Genomic DNA, 15,296 nt, shown 5'->3' with positions numbered 1-15,296 from the left:
TTTTCTTACAATTTCTTTCCGAAAATAGCGTTCTTTCAGAGACTCATTATCAGGACTTTACTGAATGGCACCTAATTCTTCATTTGCCCGGATTTGGCAAAATCCTTCGGACTTTCCAGCAGAAGCCGTACTCCGAGAATTGGAAAACCTACTCAGGTCCAATCCAGATTTTTGGCTCAAAATCAATCGAGAAGGAATCATCGTTGATTATAAAACTTCGAGGTTTGTGAACATTGGCGACAAACCAGAAACTCTACTTGGTAAACATATTGATGTAGGTCTTCCTCCCTACCTACGCGAAATCACAACAGAAGCTCTAGCATATTTGTCTGAGAAAAAAAGCCAAGTGTTTTGGAAAGAGTATTCTTATGGTATAGAACCAAACATACGTCATGTGGAAGTACGTTTTGTGGTTTTATATGAAGGATACATCATGTCCAACCATAGGGACATCACAGAAAGAAAAAGATTAGAAAGTGCCTTTCTCGAAAGTGAATCTAGATTCCTTTCCATGGCACAAAATGCCGCCGATTCTATTATCATCATTAACGATGAAGGAATTATCCAATTTTTTAACAAAACTGCAGAAGATACATTTGGTTACAGCCATGAAGAAGTTATCGGTAAAAATGTTACGATGATTATTCCTGGTGAATACAAAGACAAACATGATGAATATCTTCGGAGATACAAAGCAACAGGGACACAACATATCATTGGAGTGGGAAGGGAACTTTCCGCACAACGGAAGTCAGGCGAAATTTTTCCATGTGAATTGTCAGTAGGTGAATTTAAAACAAAAGCCGGTAAAATGTTTACGGGAATTTTGCGTGACATCAGCCTTCGAAAAAACCAAGAACAAGAATTATACCAATATAGAAATCATTTAGAAGAATTGGTCGAAAGCCAGACCATGGACTTAAAAATGTCCAAAAATATTGCGGAAGAAGCATCTTATATGAAATCACTTTTTCTCGCCAATATCTCTCACGAACTAAAAACACCAATCCATGCCATTTTGAGTTATGCCGAACTTGGAGAAGAAAAATCTGCCACAGTTTCTCCCGAAAAAATAAAGGAATACTTTCAGATCATTGATTCCTCAGGGAAACGATTGTTAGGTTTACTTGAAAATTTGTTAGATATTGCCAAATTAGAATCCGGCAAAATGCGATATCTATTCGAAAAGAATTGTCTGAAAGAAACGACTAAATTTGTGATCAACGAAATGCGTGTGATTTTGGAAAAAAGAGGGATCACAGTTGTTTTAGTAGATAAGGAAGAACGTTGGGAAGCAGAGTTTGATTATGAACGGATCCAACAAGTGATACGAAATATTCTATCAAATGCATTAAAATTCATCCCAAATGACACTAATATTGAAATTAGTATGATTCGAAGAGAATTTATTCCGAGAAAAACTCAGTCATATGTAAATGGTATCGGAATACAGATTCGTGACTTTGGGCCGGGAATTCCCCCTGAAGATTTGGATAAAATTTTTGAAAAATTCATTCAATCCAAACAAGTGAAAGCAGGAACTAAGGGTACGGGACTTGGTTTGTCCATTTCCCGAGAAATTGTCAATGACCACCACGGTTTGTTGTATGCCGAGAACCATGAAGAAAAGGGAGCTATTTTTACTATGTTAATTCCTTGTTCTCGCGAGGGTCTTTGATGATTAATCTACTAGCAGTAGACGATGAAATGATCAACTTGATGATCATTGATGAATCTTTATCTGATAAGGGATTTAACGTTGTAAAAGCGAAAGATGGCGAAGAAGCCTTTCAAATCCTTAGCTCCGACGTTACTATTTTTCACGCAATTATTTTGGATCGACTCATGCCAAAGATGGATGGAATCGAACTTCTCAAAAAAATCAAACGATCAGAAAAGTATAAAGATATTCCTGTGATCTTTCAAACAGCTATGAGTTCGGTCACTGACATGACGGAAGGATTGGATGCCGGTGCTTTTTATTATTTAACAAAACCTTATTCCAGAACTTTGTTAGTTCGCATTGTTCAAACGGCGGTAGAACATTTTATCAAACTCCAACGTGCCAAAGAAGACTTACATAAAGGAATGGGTGCACTTAGGCATATGATCACTGGAGAATTTCGCATTCGTTCCATTCGTGAATCGCATGAATTGGCACCACTTCTTGCCAATGCCTGTCCAGATCCCGAACGCGTGTTAACTGGTATTATGGAAATTTTAAACAATGCCATTGAACATGGAAATCTAGGAATTTCTTATCAAGAAAAATCGGAACTCCATGACAATGATAAATTGATGGAAGAAATTTTTAGAAGATTGGATACTCCTGAGTTTAAAGATAAATTTGTAAAAGTTACTTTTGAAAAAAAAGACCGCAATATAGAAATCCGAGTGAGTGACCAAGGCAAAGGGTTTGATTGGCAAAGGTATTTGTCAGTGGAAGCCATGACAAAGAATGCTTTTAAAACCCATGGTCGTGGGATTTTTATGGCTCGTAAGTTATCCTTTGACGATCTGTCTTATACCGATGAAGGAAGAACTGCTGTCATTCGGATTGACTTATCAAGTAAACAAGGGAATTTGCTCACCGACTTTCAAGAATAACATTTGTTTATAAAGAAAATACTAATGGGTCGGTAAAGTTATGTATGATTTGATTTACATGACTTTTTAATTCTGATTCCGTATGGGATGTGGCCACACCGATGATGGAACATCCAGCAGCTTTTCCTGATTGTAAACCTGCTAAGGAATCTTCGAAAACCACACATTCTTTTGGTGCCAGTCCTAATTCTTTTGCACAAAGTTCATACACTTGTGGGTCTGGTTTTCCTTTTTCAACCTTTGATCCATCGATGATCACATCAAAATAATGCCTTAAAGATAGATTGTCTAAAGTAAAATCTACATTCATTGGCGGAGCAGAAGTTCCTAGAGCAATTTTTACATCTTGGGCTTTTAAATAATCTAAGTATTCCACAAGTCCTGTATGGGGTTTCATTTCTTTTTGATACAAAGTTTGGTACCAACTTTCTTTTTCATCACCATACTGTTTGATTTCTTTATCTGAAATATTTCCAAAGATCATTCGAAAAAGATCCGCATTGGTTTTACCATTGAAGGTATCGCGGTAAATTTCTGAGTTTAATGGAAAATTATATTTTTTTGAAAACTCCATCCAAGCCTTAAAATGAAAGGAATGGTTATCCACCACCACACCATCCATATCAAAAATATATCCTTTAAGTTTCATTTGAGTTCCTTTCATATCCACCCACAAGCCCTGAAATATAATTTGGGATTTTGGATTCAAATGTAAGTTCTTTTTTACTAAACGGATGCGTCAATTGGATGGAAAAAGAATGTAAGGCCATTCGCGGATATGATCTTGTATCGTTTCCATACTTTGTATCTCCCACAATCGGATGTTTTTTATCAGAAAGATGGACACGGATTTGATTCTTTCGTCCAGTTAAGAGTTCAATTTCTAACAAAGAATATAAATTTGTTTCTTTTAGAACTTTGAATTTTGTTTTAGAAAGTTTTCCTAATTCGGGTTCATCAGTGGAATACACTCGGTGTGCTTTTGATTCAACAAGATAGGATTGGATCATTCCAGACTTTTCTTTCCAATTCCCATGGCTTACGGCCAGATAGATTTTTTTAGTTTTGTCCCAAGATTCTTGGAGTGTTTGTTTTGCAGTTTCTGTTTTTGCAAATACCAAAATTCCGGAAGTTTCTCTATCTAACCTGTGAACAATGAAAATTCTATTTTTAGATCTTTCGCTTCCTTTTTTTACATAATCCATAAGAGCCGCATAAGCGGTTTTTGATTTTTCGGATTCGGTTGCGATTGTTAAGAGACCTTGCGGTTTGTCTACCACGAGAATGTCTCTATCTTCATATAAAATGCTAAGGCCTTTTGGTAAAAATCGCGTATTTGTTTTTTGTTTCATTCTTTCTTTAGTAATTTTGTTGGTCTTCGGATTGTTATGTTGATCTGCCAATTCGAAAGCAAACTTTGTTTTATTTTGAGATGCGATTATTATTTACCAAGGTACGATATTCCCTCTGGGACGCAGGATTAAAATTTCATTTCCCGTTGAAAGTGCCAATACTTCTCTTTGTTTTGGATGAACAGAAAAAAGATGAGGATTGATATAATTGTTTTCTTCATTGGAAGCAAAAAGTAAAATCCCTTTTTTTGTATCTACGATGAAGAATTTTCCTGATGAATAAAATCCACCGACAACGAGAATATCATTTGAAGGAGCTACAAGTTCTCCTGCATCAAAAAAGGAAGATCGAAATATTTCTTTTTTAGTTTCTAAATTGAATCCATATACTTGCAAATAACCACCTCCTATTCCTGCGGAACAGTATAAATACTTTCCATCTGGGGTGATGGCGACAGAACGAATGGTTTGTCTATCGCTGGTTTCCAAATCATCCGAACTGCTGAGTGGGGTGTAAATGATAGGGCCTGCCGATTTTTCTTCTACAATGGGTTCATTACTATTTTGAACCATAACCGATTCATTGATTTCGTGAATTCGACCATGGGCATTGCCGTATATAATTGTATTTCGTTTATTAACATGTTGGAAAGGAAATTGGTGGTGAGCGATTTCGAATCCGGCCGGTTGGGTCCAATCTGCTGAGTGTGGATCGGATGTTAATTGAAATTCGTTTATTTTCTTCGCTGAGTTTGTTTCATAAATCACTAACCTTCGATCATAAAAATGTGGGCCATCCATAAAATGTTTATAGGAAACTAAGATTTTTTTTCCACCTTCAATGAATTTGGCATTGTCGATCGTGAGTATCCAGTTAGGTGAAAGACCTGCGGCTTTTCGATTTTGTTTGGTTTCCTCTCCTGGAAAACGATAATCGATATCAGCAGTGATGGAATAAAAAAGAGAAAACTCAGCCCCAAATTTTTTTGTAATACTTCCGTTCTCGGAAGATCGGATGACTAAATAACGTTCCGATGCCTGTTCGTTGGGATCTGTTTGCCCAAAACTTAGGAAAGTTTTTCCATCGGGAGAAATATCAAAAATTTTTGGTCCATCAAATTCTTTTTGGTAATACATTTTTGCCTGTATTTTCCAAATCAAACTACCATCTAACAAACTGATGCGATAGATATAAAAATCAGTAGTACCAATGATGGCTGACTTTCCGTCTGTATGGTATAAAATGCTAAAAATATTTTGCCCATCAATTTGGGGTGAAATGCGACTTTGGATTTGCCAAGAGGAGTTTGGATCGACAGTATTTTGACCTTCGCGACTGACCACGGGAAATTTGAATTCGGGCGTGGGACCTGCCCAAACGGAGGTAATGAGAATTCCAAAAAGGAGAAGGTACTGACGCATCCACATGAGTCTAAGAAAGGATAGAAAACGGGTCAAGACTTGTCTATTTCTGAAGGGGCAGAACAAAGATTTTAGCTCAAAAAAAGAAATTAGTTTAATTTATTGAATAAAAATCCGTTAAAGCAGATATTGGTTTCCAAGGAAGCCGTACGACTTTGGAAGCAACTCTAGTGAATCATTATGTCCCTTTATTCCAACCCATCTTTTCCGTAGAGGAGCAGACGGTAGTCGCGTACGAATCGCTCGGTCGAAGGAAGGACGAGGCCGGTAATTTGGTTTCGATTCCTGAGTTTAGTGATCCTCATGTTTCCGCACTTCGGATGAGTGTCATCGACAGGCAATTGCTTGGACTTGCACTGACAAAAATCCAATCCACAAATGATCTTTTGTTTGTGAACATGTCTCCTGACCAAGTCATTTTGGAATATGAAGAAAGTCGTTCGAACTCATTACCTATTTCTGATTTAGTCAGTAGTTATGGAATTCCTCTGAACCGTATTGTGATTGAGATCACTGAAAAATCGGGAAGTTATGGAACCGATGTTTTGGCAGCAGGGGTTGAATTATTACGTGAACAAGGCTTTGGAATTGCATTAGATGATGTTGGATCTGAATCTTCCAACTTAGAACGATTAGGTGCTATCAAACCAGATATCATCAAAATTGATTTGAATTTATTAAAAAAATCGATCGAAAAAAGAGAATTCCAATCCATATTAGAATACTTAAAACAAATTTCATTAAGTATTGGATCGCAGTTACTTTTTGAAGGAATTGAAACAGAAGAAGAATTATACCGTGCTATTAGTTCGGGAGCGAGTCTTTTACAAGGTTATTTTTTAGGAAGGCCATCGGATCTAAATCATGATAAACAAAGTATCTGTGATACTGTTGTTCCACATTTACAATTGTATCATGAACAGAAACGAAAAGAAGTCGCGATGGAGATTGAATTTGAAAAGAATATCAAATTTCAATTGAACCATCTTTCTTTAAAAACTTTAGTTTTAGAAAATCGTGTGATCATTGATCCAAATTCATTTTTTAAATTAGACCAAAAGATTCAACGAGTGTACATCACGGATTGGTTAGGCACACAAGTTTCTCCATACTATGTTCGGACCAATGAATTTGGATTTGTTGAGAATCTATCAATGTTACAGAAAAACTGGTCCTACATGCCGTTCTTTTATAAACATGTGAAACAAGTATTCCGTGATGCCGAGAACTGGCAGGTAAGTGATCCTTATTGGGATAAAGAATTAAAAAAGAACGTTATCGTATTTTCTAAAGTAAATGAATTAGGTTATTCGTTTTTTATCGACGTTGTTTTGGATTGAATCTGATGTCATTGGATTTATGACATGGATTTTATCTTCTTTCGGCAGTGATCGATATTTTTCCTAAAACTTAAAATTTTCCCTATTGTATTCCAATTACCTAATACAGAATTCTTTTTTGATTTGTAAGAAGCATTGACGATATGCGCCTGTGGATGATCTCATTGCCACTCACGGGGAAAACCAATGATAAACAAAAATTTGATGTTACCGTTCTTACTTGGAATGGCCATCATATCATCTCTTCTAATCTATTCTTGTTCTAATTCAAAATTAGGACCAAACGAAGTTCAAGACCAAACTGGGAAAATCATCACATTGATTCCCGAACCAGGCCAAGATCCAACCAACCAGAAAGAAATCAAAAGTCCCATCCCAGTATTGTCAAACGATGGTAAGTTGAATGTTTCTGGTTGGGCGAGATATCCTTATTTTCAAATTGATGAATCTTATATAAAAGCAGATCCCAAACGATACAAACGTTGGGAACATTATACATTCTACAATGAAAAGTTTGGTGGCGCTATTACTGTTACAGACATTGGAAATTTAGCAATGGGCAGTGTGGAACTTTTGGACTTTGCTACAGGAAAGGTTTTATTTTCTAAAACAGAATTGGTAAGACCGGGAGAAATTTTTTTTCCAACCAATACAACCGATCCCATTGAATTCAAAAAAGGTGATCAGTACATTCGAATTACCAAATTAAAGGGAAAAAGAATCATCGAATATTCGGTCCATGGAGATACTAATTCCGAATCCATTAAAGGTAATTTTGAATTAGAAGAAAAAGCACCGGAAGCACTTGCAGTCATCACTCCTTTTTCCGAATCTTCTTTTTTTTATGAATACAAAATGCCGAGTTTGATCTGTAAAGGTTCCATCCAATACAACAATACTACTTATGAGTTTGATGACAAAAGTTATGCGGTACTTGATTGGGGAAGAGGGACATGGCCTGAAAAAAATAAATGGTTATGGGCTGCTGGAGCAGGCCTTATCAAAGGTGAGTTACTCAGTTTGAATTTGGGATACGGGTTTGGAATTCCAAACAATGCCACAGAGAATGGAATTGTTTACAAAGGAAAGGTTCATAAACTAGATAAAGTCACTTGGAAGTATGATGTAACCGATTATAAAAAACCTTGGAAATTTATAAGTAACGAAGGTCGTTTGGAATTAGAATTCACTCCAGTGTATCTTTTATCCTCAGACATCGACTTAGCAGGAATGTTCGGATTTTTAAAACAATTGTACCAAAACTTTAGTTTTTCGGAAATTTTGGACTTACTCAAAACAGAAGCATACTTAAATAAAGTTTTTGGTCATTACAACGGATATGTGGTCTTGGATGACGGCACAAAACTCGAAGTAAAAGACCTTGCTGGTTTTGCAGAACAAATGTACCAGCAGTGGTAAATCATTTTATATCACAAATTCTTATCATCTATCTGATTGATTACAGCCAGATAGATGAATGAGAATTGAATCAAAATCCTGCAGTTGTGATCGCTGATTTCCCACATGGGTTATTGTTCGGATCACAAGTGTACATTTTGAATGTGAACATATCGTTCGGGTTTGGTCTTTGTGAAGTAGAGCCAAAATTACTTCCACTAGCAAAACCCAAATCCGAACAAGAGGAAGTGGATACTGCATATTTTTTAATATTGGTATTTAAGAGTCCGCCAGCACCACCTGGTGGAGTGTTAAAATAAGCAGTAGATCCAACATTTCCACCATTCAGTTGGAAAGTGTCATAACAAGTTCCTGTATACGATCCACCAAGATCAGCAACTTCCATCACGACTAATGATTTGTTTCTGTCGGCTACACCATTCAGTAAATTGTTCACCACAAGTGAAGAAATGTTTTCTCGGTTTTGTTCCTTCGATTGGCAGTTCCCCAAAAAGTAAGAAACCACTAGAATTATAAAAATTCGTATCATTAAATTCATTTTAAATTTCATTTGTTTCCTCTTAGTTGGGTCGATAGCTGTAAGCTTCTGGAGAAACAACTCCGGTCCAAAAGTTGGCTTGTAGTTGTAAGTAAACTCTTCTGTCATCGATCGGCATGGCATTTCCTGTGTTTGGATTCACATCAAATTGGTTGCCAAGGACTTGGTAGTAAAGTTGTGCTTTGAAATGGTGTTTGTCACCGAACAAGTTGAGACCTGCCCAATACACTCGTAAAGAATCCGTAGGATCCACTTTCCCATTTCGATTAAAATCACCTTGGATGTATTCATACTTGAACACAGGCATAATGTAGTATTTATCCAAAAAAGGAATGTTATAACCAATGGTTCCATGATATCCAAATAAATCATTGGAAGCTGCACCACCAAATGTTGTATAGGCGCCAGATAGATAAAAACCTTTGTAAGTAAAGGTACTATCGTAAGTATGCCCCACGAGTCCCATCTTCGGTCGACCCAAAGTAGGAACTGAATTTTGAACCAAAAAGTTTGGATTTCCATTGGAATCTAAACCTCCACGATCTGGATTTGCACCCTGTGCGGTTAACAATTGAATTCCACTGGTGGTTCCGGGAGTGTATTCAGGAACATAAAGAGAAGGAGTGCTTAAGTTTTGCGTTTGTAAATATCCTGCACCCACTGACCATTTCAACTCACGTTGGAAAATTTCTTCTCCTTCTTGCCAGTTCACCATCTTCCCATCAACTTCTCTTTTTAGTCCTCCAAATACATTCACTTGAGCACGTGCATAGTAAATTGGTGAAGTGTTGACAGCACCATACCGGTTAGCAGTAGTTAAATCTTGTCTTCTTCCCGTTCCATAATCGCCACCACCACCTTTTCCGTTACTCATCATAAGCGAAACCTGTAAGTATCTTTCCCATTTGTGATCAATTTCTTTCAGAGGGTTTGCTTGGATCATTACACCATGATCAAACTGAGGAATGGCATTTACTATCATACTGCGTTCTAAAGTTACAAAGTTTGCAGAAGACTGTAAATACTCTCGACTGAATTGTGTTGGCAATTGTCCAAATACAAATCGTAATCCTGCATAAGGAATTTTTGCAAAACCAAAGGCTTCATGAATATAACCACGGTTATCTTTTAATTTAGTGTTGGTTACATAGGTAGTTGTTGCTGGCCTACCATTCGAATCTAAATAATTTAAAGTGTTTGTCGTTTGCACCACATCGGTTCGATTGAGCATGTTTTCCAAACGAAGTTGGATATTGGTTCCCCACCAATCGTTTTCATATTGTGCACCAAACCTTAGCCTACGAAAGTTCCAATCGACTGTGTTAAAATCGCGGTGTCCATTATTGAAGAGAGAATCTTCCGATCCGGATACACCACGAAACTGCAAACGACCATAAATCGTTAGTTTTTCTTTTGTTGTATCATCGGGTCTATGAGCGAAGGCATCCGGTAGGGTTGTTGAATTTCCGTTAGTAAGGGGACGATTGTATTCCACCTTCACTCGGTTTGGTCCCGGTTTGGTAAAAATTTGTCCGGACTCGGTATCTTCATAGAGTTCTCGGTATACTTTCGCTTGTGGTTCCTTGGATTCCTTTTTATGTTCTTTGGTTTCTGCCGGAGCAGTAACCTGTGGAATCTGTTCTTTTGTTTGGGTTGGTTCTGGTTCTGCAGAAACCGCTCTCGCAACGATTAAGATGCCCAAGAGAGCTTTGATTATAGTCTTCATTCAGTTTGGTCACGACTGATTTGGATTGATTACAAACGGATGTTACCTGCCGGTTGAATGTTTCAGTCTAGTTACAAACGTATTGAAGTATTGTTGGGATTAGATGACGTAAATGTTACAAAATAATTACAGAGGCCCTGATTGCCTGCTTTTTGTATATTTTTTTAACAAAAACTCGGTTTGTCACAATTGGGTTCGAGTTTTATTACAAAAAAATCACGATTTGATTCTTATAAAAATGATCTTATCTTTAAAGATTTTGGGCGGATCCACCACCGACCGGTGTTGGACCGGGCTCTACGCTCCAATCTTTCGCGAGGCGAAAGGATTTCCGCTGCGATCCCTTCCGCTTTGGAATCAAATCCCAGCTATGATTACAACTGGAATTGGTCGCAAATCCCTTTCAATTTGTCCGCTGTATTGGAAAGATTTTTGGCGGAGGAAGACATCTCTTCAGCTCCCGCCGCAGTGTTGATAGTATGTTCGTTGATTTGGGTGATCACATCTGTAATTTCTCTTACAGCTCCTCTTTGTTCATCGGCAGCTACTTTGATTTGGTCCGATTCCCCTTTGACGATTCCAGAGTTTTCCAAAACCGATTGGTTGATTTCCGATTGGGATCCCATAATGGTATAAAGAGAATCCATTGCTTCGGAAACTCCATTGATGTTTCTAATGATCTCTTGGATGAGAGAAGTGGAAGATTGGATGCTCCTCGCACCTCCATCCAGTTCTTTAGAGTTTTTATTGATCATCTCCGAAATCGATTTGATGGAAGAGGCAGTTCGAATTGAAAGTTTAGAAATCTCCTCAGCAACAACCGCAAATCCCCTTCCCGCATCTCCAGCACGAGCCGCTTCAATCGCAGCGTTAAGAGCTAAGAGTTGTGTTTGGTCTGAAATTTCATTGATGATGGCAATGATGGCTTTCATCTCATCTGATGATTTCAGGATATTACTAATCATATCATTCATTCCCGTAAGAGACTGTTCACCTTCTTTCGCCTGGTTGGAAATGGATTTCATTCGTGTGAGTGTATGATCAATTTCATCAGCCACTCGTTTGACACTATTGGCTAACTCTTGGATTTTAATTTGGAATTGAGAAATGTTTCTATGTTGGATATCAATGGAACCAGTAATATTTTCCATACTGGCAGACATTTCTTCAACAGTGGCTGACATCTGTTCGGTGGAAGCGGCTGTGGCTTGTGCTCCTCCAGAAAAACTATCGGAACTAGAAGAAAGTTCACCGGCACTTGATGCAAGTTCCTGAGAAATAAACTGAATCTCTGAGATGATTTTTCGAAGACTGAGTAAAAAGGAATTTGTATCACCACTCAACTCTCCAATTTCATCATTATGTGTGATTGCTAATGAATGGCTCAAATCACCAGCAGACATTTTTTTCAAAAGATCTCTAAGTCCAGAAATTGGTTTTAATCTTTGAGTGATCAAACGATACAATGTGAATATAGAAATACTCAAAATGATAATAGAAAAGATTCCAATCTTAAGTAACATATCATGGACAACGATGAGAACTTCTCCTTTCGTAGCAATGGTTGCCAATCGAATGTTATATTGACCTAAATCAAATACCGTTGCGATTTTTTCTTTACCAAAAAAATATTCCATATGTTCATCAGATTTTAGCTCGAGTAACTTTTTTCCCCAATCTAGTTTTTGAAGATCCAGTTTTAGGATTAAAGATTTATCTGGATGTCCAATCACTTGGCCTTCTCTATCAGTGATGGCAACAAAACCTTCATTTCCAATTTTGACATCCTTCACAACTTCATCGGTAAGATGATTTAAAGAAATGGCAAAGGCAAAGATCGCCACAACTTGTTTGCCTTGGAACACTGGTACTGTCAAAACTGCAACGGGTTCCTGAGTGACAGGAGATCGATTCACCTTACTTAAAAGCGGTTTTCCTTCCAGAACCGCTTTGATATTTTCATCGAAGCCAGTGTTTCCCCAACGGAAACCAATGGCTTTACCGGTGGCATCAGAAAAAACGATTGGGTTTTCTTCAGCTGTAGATATAAAAACATTTTCATAAACGCCGAACTTTTTACTGAGATTGGCAAGGAGTGGGTCTAGAAATTTACGATCTTTTTTAATACAATGTTCCGCAAATTCCGGGTTTGTGGCTGTAAATTCGGCTAACAAAAATTGTTGGTCAAAAAAATTCTGGATTCGTTTTCCGGAGAGTCTGGCAACGTTTTTCATTTCGCCAATGTAAGCATCGACAATGTAGTTTTTGCCAATGACATAGGCAAATGATGTGATCCCTAAGGTTAAGACCATAATGACGGCCACACTGAGTGAAATGATAACGATCTTTAGGCTATTGAATTTCATTTTTCTGATCCCGGTAAAACGAATAGAATCATATTTCATGATTCATCTGTAGGATTTGTCAAACTACATATTTGAATCGTTCTAATGAAAATTTTTAGATAGTGTTCTCCATTTTGATTTTCCGGGCATTTTGTACGAATGTTTCTATCGATTTTCTTTTCGGATCACTAACTTTAATCCGGACCAAATTTCATCCACAGCACATACTTTCACATCAACAAGTCCTAGCTCCAAAGCAAAGTTACGGATGAGATCTTCATTCATATCCGAAGGAATTTTGGATGCCTTCTTTGGCCAAGAAATCCAAATCATACCTGTTGGTTTTAGGTATTTAAGTAGTTTTGGTAATTTTGAGTTATACTCTTTCGAAGTTGTACTAAAAAAATGAATCAAATCCATTCCAACTTTAGGCTTTTCAAGAATATAAATTGGTTTGGGAAATGTTCCCCAACTATCGGTAAAGTTTTTGGAAGGGAGATTGATAAAGTGGAGGGTCATATTTTCTTTGATCCCTAACTTTTCAACAAGAGGTTTTCCTGAATATCCGGCCGTCATAACTCACTCCAGACAATGATTTACTTTTGAATCACTTCGGTAACAGGAAGTTGGTTTATCAATTAAAAATTCTTTGCTCTAGTCTTATGACAGAAAGAATGAATACTTTGCCGAACTTCCTCTAAAGTTTGTAAGAGTTATGTGAGCCATTTGGCGAGGCAAAGTAGGGGAGAGTGTTCCAATTTGTGACATAACAAATTGGTTTCCTTGATTCTTTCTAAATTTTCGCTGTAGCCCGAGAAACAAAAATACATACTGTTTGTTCCCTTTGAAAAATTCAAATTTCATCTAAAAAAACCAAAAATACAGAGTATTTCTATTGGTTTTGATCCGTAGATGAATAAGACCAATAAAATATTGCACCTAATCGCCATTCTGGTGATGTAATGAATCGAGGGTATTTAGTGTTAACGATTGCAGATCTTTGGAAACAAGGGAAAATTATTATCAATAGAATCAGGTTTGGACTGGTTCTTTTATTCCTTCTCGCGATGATCGGGGCCAAGGACGAATTCCAACCAAAGATGTTTTTGATCCATATGATCGGAACTTGTACGATGGGATTTTATTGTGCGGTTGCTTATGTTTTAGAAAAAAAAACAAACCCTCCGACTTGGTTTCATAAATCACTCATCTTACTCGATACTTTGGTTCTTGGCGGAACCATCATTATGGATTGTACTTTGAGTTTAAAAGAAGCTCAGGCGGCACTGGCAAACGCTGTGGTTTATTTTATCTTCTTTTTTAATGCCATCTATTCTGGATTTTTAGGCGACCGTAAATTTGTTTTATTAAACTCATTCATTGGTGCGATCACTTCGGCTGTTGCTTTGTATTGTGCCGTTAATATTGCGGGTATTAAACTTTCTGTGAATCCAGAATTGTCTCGGCAAATGGGTTATGTTGGTTTGGCAGGCGAAGTGATGAAACCAATTTTTATTATGATCGCAGGATACATTGTTAGTTTACTTGTCCAACTACTAACAAAGATTAGTTCCCTTGCTGAAATCAAAGCCCATGAAGCAGAAATGTTACTTGGTCAAACCAAAGAAAGAAATAAAATTTCTGCCAATGCTGCCGTCAAATTAGAAAGTTCCATCACAAATTTTAGTAATTTTGTCTCCCAAACATCCATCAAACTAGAATCACAAGCTGCTTCCTTAGAAGAAATCACTGCTGTCATTTCTGAGTTATCTAGTTCTTTTGAATCCAATGGATCTTCTATCGAAGAACAAAATAACAAAGTCCAAGGAATGGTAGCAGATACAGAAATATTAAAAGAAACTGTGGACCAAATTCTTGTACAAAGTGAACACCTTGTTGAAATCGCAGAAATCAACAAAAAAGAAAGTATGTCTGTTACAGAAGTTGCCGACCAAACAGCAACTCATTTGGAATCCATTCAATCGTCTTTTGACCAAGTAAACGAAATCAATAACATCGTTGCAGAAATTGGAGAAAAGACAAACTTACTAGCGTTAAACGCCTCCATTGAAGCTGCGCGAGCGGGAGATGTTGGAAAAGGATTTGCTGTTGTAGCAAATGAAGTGAGTAAACTTGCAGAGTTTACCAAAAACAACGTAAAAAGAATCGCCGTAGTTGTCAAAAGCTCCAAAGAAATCATAGCTAATGCTAGAAATGCTTCTAAAGAAACTGGGGAATTGGCAAAATCTCAAATTGATCGCTTGAACCAAACCCTTGTGGAAATCCAAGATATGAACCGATTGTATTTGGAACAAAGAAATACTTTATCTGCAATTTTAGTAGAATTGGCACAAATCCGAGAACTATCAAAACAAATTTCTGAATCCACCAAAGAGCAGTTACTTGGTCAGAAAGAAGCATCGAAAGGAATTGTCCAACTAGAAATGGAGGTGAACGAAATTAGTCGTGCCTCCAAAGATCTAGAAGAACATATTGAAATGATTAAAGACGAAGCCAATAAACTGGCTTCAATGAGTCAGAGTTAAT

At 37.3% G+C, this 15,296-nt stretch carries 12 protein-coding genes; 5 read left to right on the top strand and 7 right to left on the bottom strand.

All coding sequences use genetic code 11. The annotated features are described in order from the left end of the window. The first annotated feature begins 64 nt into the window (after positions 1-64). Together EHQ70_RS15230 and EHQ70_RS15225 are read left to right on the top strand one after the other, a co-directional pair. Positions 65-1,678: a sensor histidine kinase gene (locus EHQ70_RS15230; RefSeq protein WP_135587797.1), complete on the top strand. Its 1,614-nt coding sequence runs from the start codon at positions 65-67 to the stop codon at positions 1,676-1,678. After that, entirely contained in the window at positions 1,678-2,607 is a 930-nt protein-coding gene (locus EHQ70_RS15225; RefSeq protein ID WP_135587795.1) for a response regulator, read from the top strand. Before EHQ70_RS15230 ends, EHQ70_RS15225 begins: the two co-directional genes overlap by 1 nt. Positions 2,608-2,614: 7 nt before the next feature. Here the strand turns inward: EHQ70_RS15225 and EHQ70_RS15220 are convergent, their stop codons facing one another. From EHQ70_RS15220 to EHQ70_RS15210, 3 genes are all read right to left on the bottom strand, one after another. Further along, on the bottom strand, positions 2,615-3,256 hold the full coding sequence (locus tag EHQ70_RS15220) for an HAD family hydrolase (protein WP_135587793.1): 642 nt from the start codon (positions 3,254-3,256) through the stop codon (positions 2,615-2,617). Beyond that, positions 3,246-3,959 carry an RluA family pseudouridine synthase gene (locus EHQ70_RS15215; protein ID WP_135587791.1) on the bottom strand — a complete coding sequence of 238 codons (714 nt, stop codon included), beginning with the start codon at positions 3,957-3,959 and terminating at the stop codon, positions 3,246-3,248. Before EHQ70_RS15215 ends, EHQ70_RS15220 begins: the two co-directional genes overlap by 11 nt. 93 nt (positions 3,960-4,052) lie before the next feature. Further along, complete coding sequence (locus EHQ70_RS15210; RefSeq protein ID WP_135587789.1) at positions 4,053-5,381, bottom strand: hypothetical protein; 1,329 nt, start codon at positions 5,379-5,381, stop codon at positions 4,053-4,055. 170 nt (positions 5,382-5,551) lie between these two features. On the opposite strand from EHQ70_RS15210, the gene EHQ70_RS15205 reads away from it, so the two are divergent. Continuing rightward, positions 5,552-6,721: an EAL domain-containing protein gene (locus EHQ70_RS15205; RefSeq protein ID WP_341867412.1), complete on the top strand. Its 1,170-nt coding sequence runs from the start codon at positions 5,552-5,554 to the stop codon at positions 6,719-6,721. A gap of 186 nt (positions 6,722-6,907) precedes the next feature. Next, positions 6,908-8,140 carry a DUF2804 domain-containing protein gene (locus tag EHQ70_RS15200; RefSeq protein WP_135587785.1) on the top strand — a complete coding sequence of 411 codons (1,233 nt, stop codon included), beginning with the start codon at positions 6,908-6,910 and terminating at the stop codon, positions 8,138-8,140. Positions 8,141-8,210: 70 nt separating this feature from the next. Here EHQ70_RS15200 and EHQ70_RS15195 read toward each other — a convergent pair whose 3' ends face one another. The 4 genes from EHQ70_RS15195 to EHQ70_RS15180 all read right to left on the bottom strand — a co-directional run bounded on the left by EHQ70_RS15195 (position 8,211) and on the right by EHQ70_RS15180 (position 13,325). Continuing rightward, entirely contained in the window at positions 8,211-8,690 is a 480-nt protein-coding gene (locus EHQ70_RS15195; protein WP_135587783.1) for an LA_3150 family lipoprotein, read from the bottom strand. Between the two features lie 10 nt (positions 8,691-8,700). Then, positions 8,701-10,404: a hypothetical protein gene (locus tag EHQ70_RS15190; protein ID WP_135587781.1), complete on the bottom strand. Its 1,704-nt coding sequence runs from the start codon at positions 10,402-10,404 to the stop codon at positions 8,701-8,703. 374 nt (positions 10,405-10,778) lie between these two features. Continuing rightward, positions 10,779-12,770: a methyl-accepting chemotaxis protein gene (locus EHQ70_RS15185; protein WP_135588500.1), complete on the bottom strand. Its 1,992-nt coding sequence runs from the start codon at positions 12,768-12,770 to the stop codon at positions 10,779-10,781. Positions 12,771-12,914: 144 nt separating this feature from the next. Further along, positions 12,915-13,325 (bottom strand): DUF3052 family protein, encoded by a 411-nt coding sequence (locus EHQ70_RS15180; RefSeq protein WP_135587779.1) that lies wholly within the window; start codon positions 13,323-13,325, stop codon positions 12,915-12,917. A 386-nt stretch (positions 13,326-13,711) separates the two neighbouring features. On the opposite strand from EHQ70_RS15180, the gene EHQ70_RS15175 reads away from it, so the two are divergent. Then, on the top strand, positions 13,712-15,295 hold the full coding sequence (locus tag EHQ70_RS15175) for a methyl-accepting chemotaxis protein (RefSeq protein ID WP_244288362.1): 1,584 nt from the start codon (positions 13,712-13,714) through the stop codon (positions 15,293-15,295). The last annotated feature ends 1 nt before the right edge of the window (position 15,296 follow it).

Origin of the sequence: Leptospira congkakensis (assembly GCF_004770265.1) — a bacterium.
Classification (GTDB): domain Bacteria; phylum Spirochaetota; class Leptospiria; order Leptospirales; family Leptospiraceae; genus Leptospira_A; species Leptospira_A congkakensis.
The sequence above is the reverse complement of the archived record's forward strand: the minus strand, read 5'-3'. Positions and strand labels throughout refer to the sequence as shown.

What these genes read in the sequence shown, in the direction of transcription:
- EHQ70_RS15230 (WP_135587797.1), top strand. Translation starts at nt 65, where the DNA reads ATGGCACCTAATTCTTCATTTGCCCGGATTTGGCAAAATCCTTCGGAC.
- EHQ70_RS15225 (WP_135587795.1), top strand. Translation starts at nt 1,678, where the DNA reads ATGATTAATCTACTAGCAGTAGACGATGAAATGATCAACTTGATGATC.
- EHQ70_RS15220 (WP_135587793.1), bottom strand. Translation starts at nt 3,256, where the DNA reads ATGAAACTTAAAGGATATATTTTTGATATGGATGGTGTGGTGGTGGAT.
- EHQ70_RS15215 (WP_135587791.1), bottom strand. Translation starts at nt 3,959, where the DNA reads ATGAAACAAAAAACAAATACGCGATTTTTACCAAAAGGCCTTAGCATT.
- EHQ70_RS15210 (WP_135587789.1), bottom strand. Translation starts at nt 5,381, where the DNA reads ATGCGTCAGTACCTTCTCCTTTTTGGAATTCTCATTACCTCCGTTTGG.
- EHQ70_RS15200 (WP_135587785.1), top strand. Translation starts at nt 6,908, where the DNA reads ATGATAAACAAAAATTTGATGTTACCGTTCTTACTTGGAATGGCCATC.
- EHQ70_RS15195 (WP_135587783.1), bottom strand. Translation starts at nt 8,690, where the DNA reads ATGAAATTTAAAATGAATTTAATGATACGAATTTTTATAATTCTAGTG.
- EHQ70_RS15190 (WP_135587781.1), bottom strand. Translation starts at nt 10,404, where the DNA reads ATGAAGACTATAATCAAAGCTCTCTTGGGCATCTTAATCGTTGCGAGA.
- EHQ70_RS15185 (WP_135588500.1), bottom strand. Translation starts at nt 12,770, where the DNA reads ATGAAATTCAATAGCCTAAAGATCGTTATCATTTCACTCAGTGTGGCC.
- EHQ70_RS15180 (WP_135587779.1), bottom strand. Translation starts at nt 13,325, where the DNA reads ATGACGGCCGGATATTCAGGAAAACCTCTTGTTGAAAAGTTAGGGATC.
- EHQ70_RS15175 (WP_244288362.1), top strand. Translation starts at nt 13,712, where the DNA reads ATGAATCGAGGGTATTTAGTGTTAACGATTGCAGATCTTTGGAAACAA.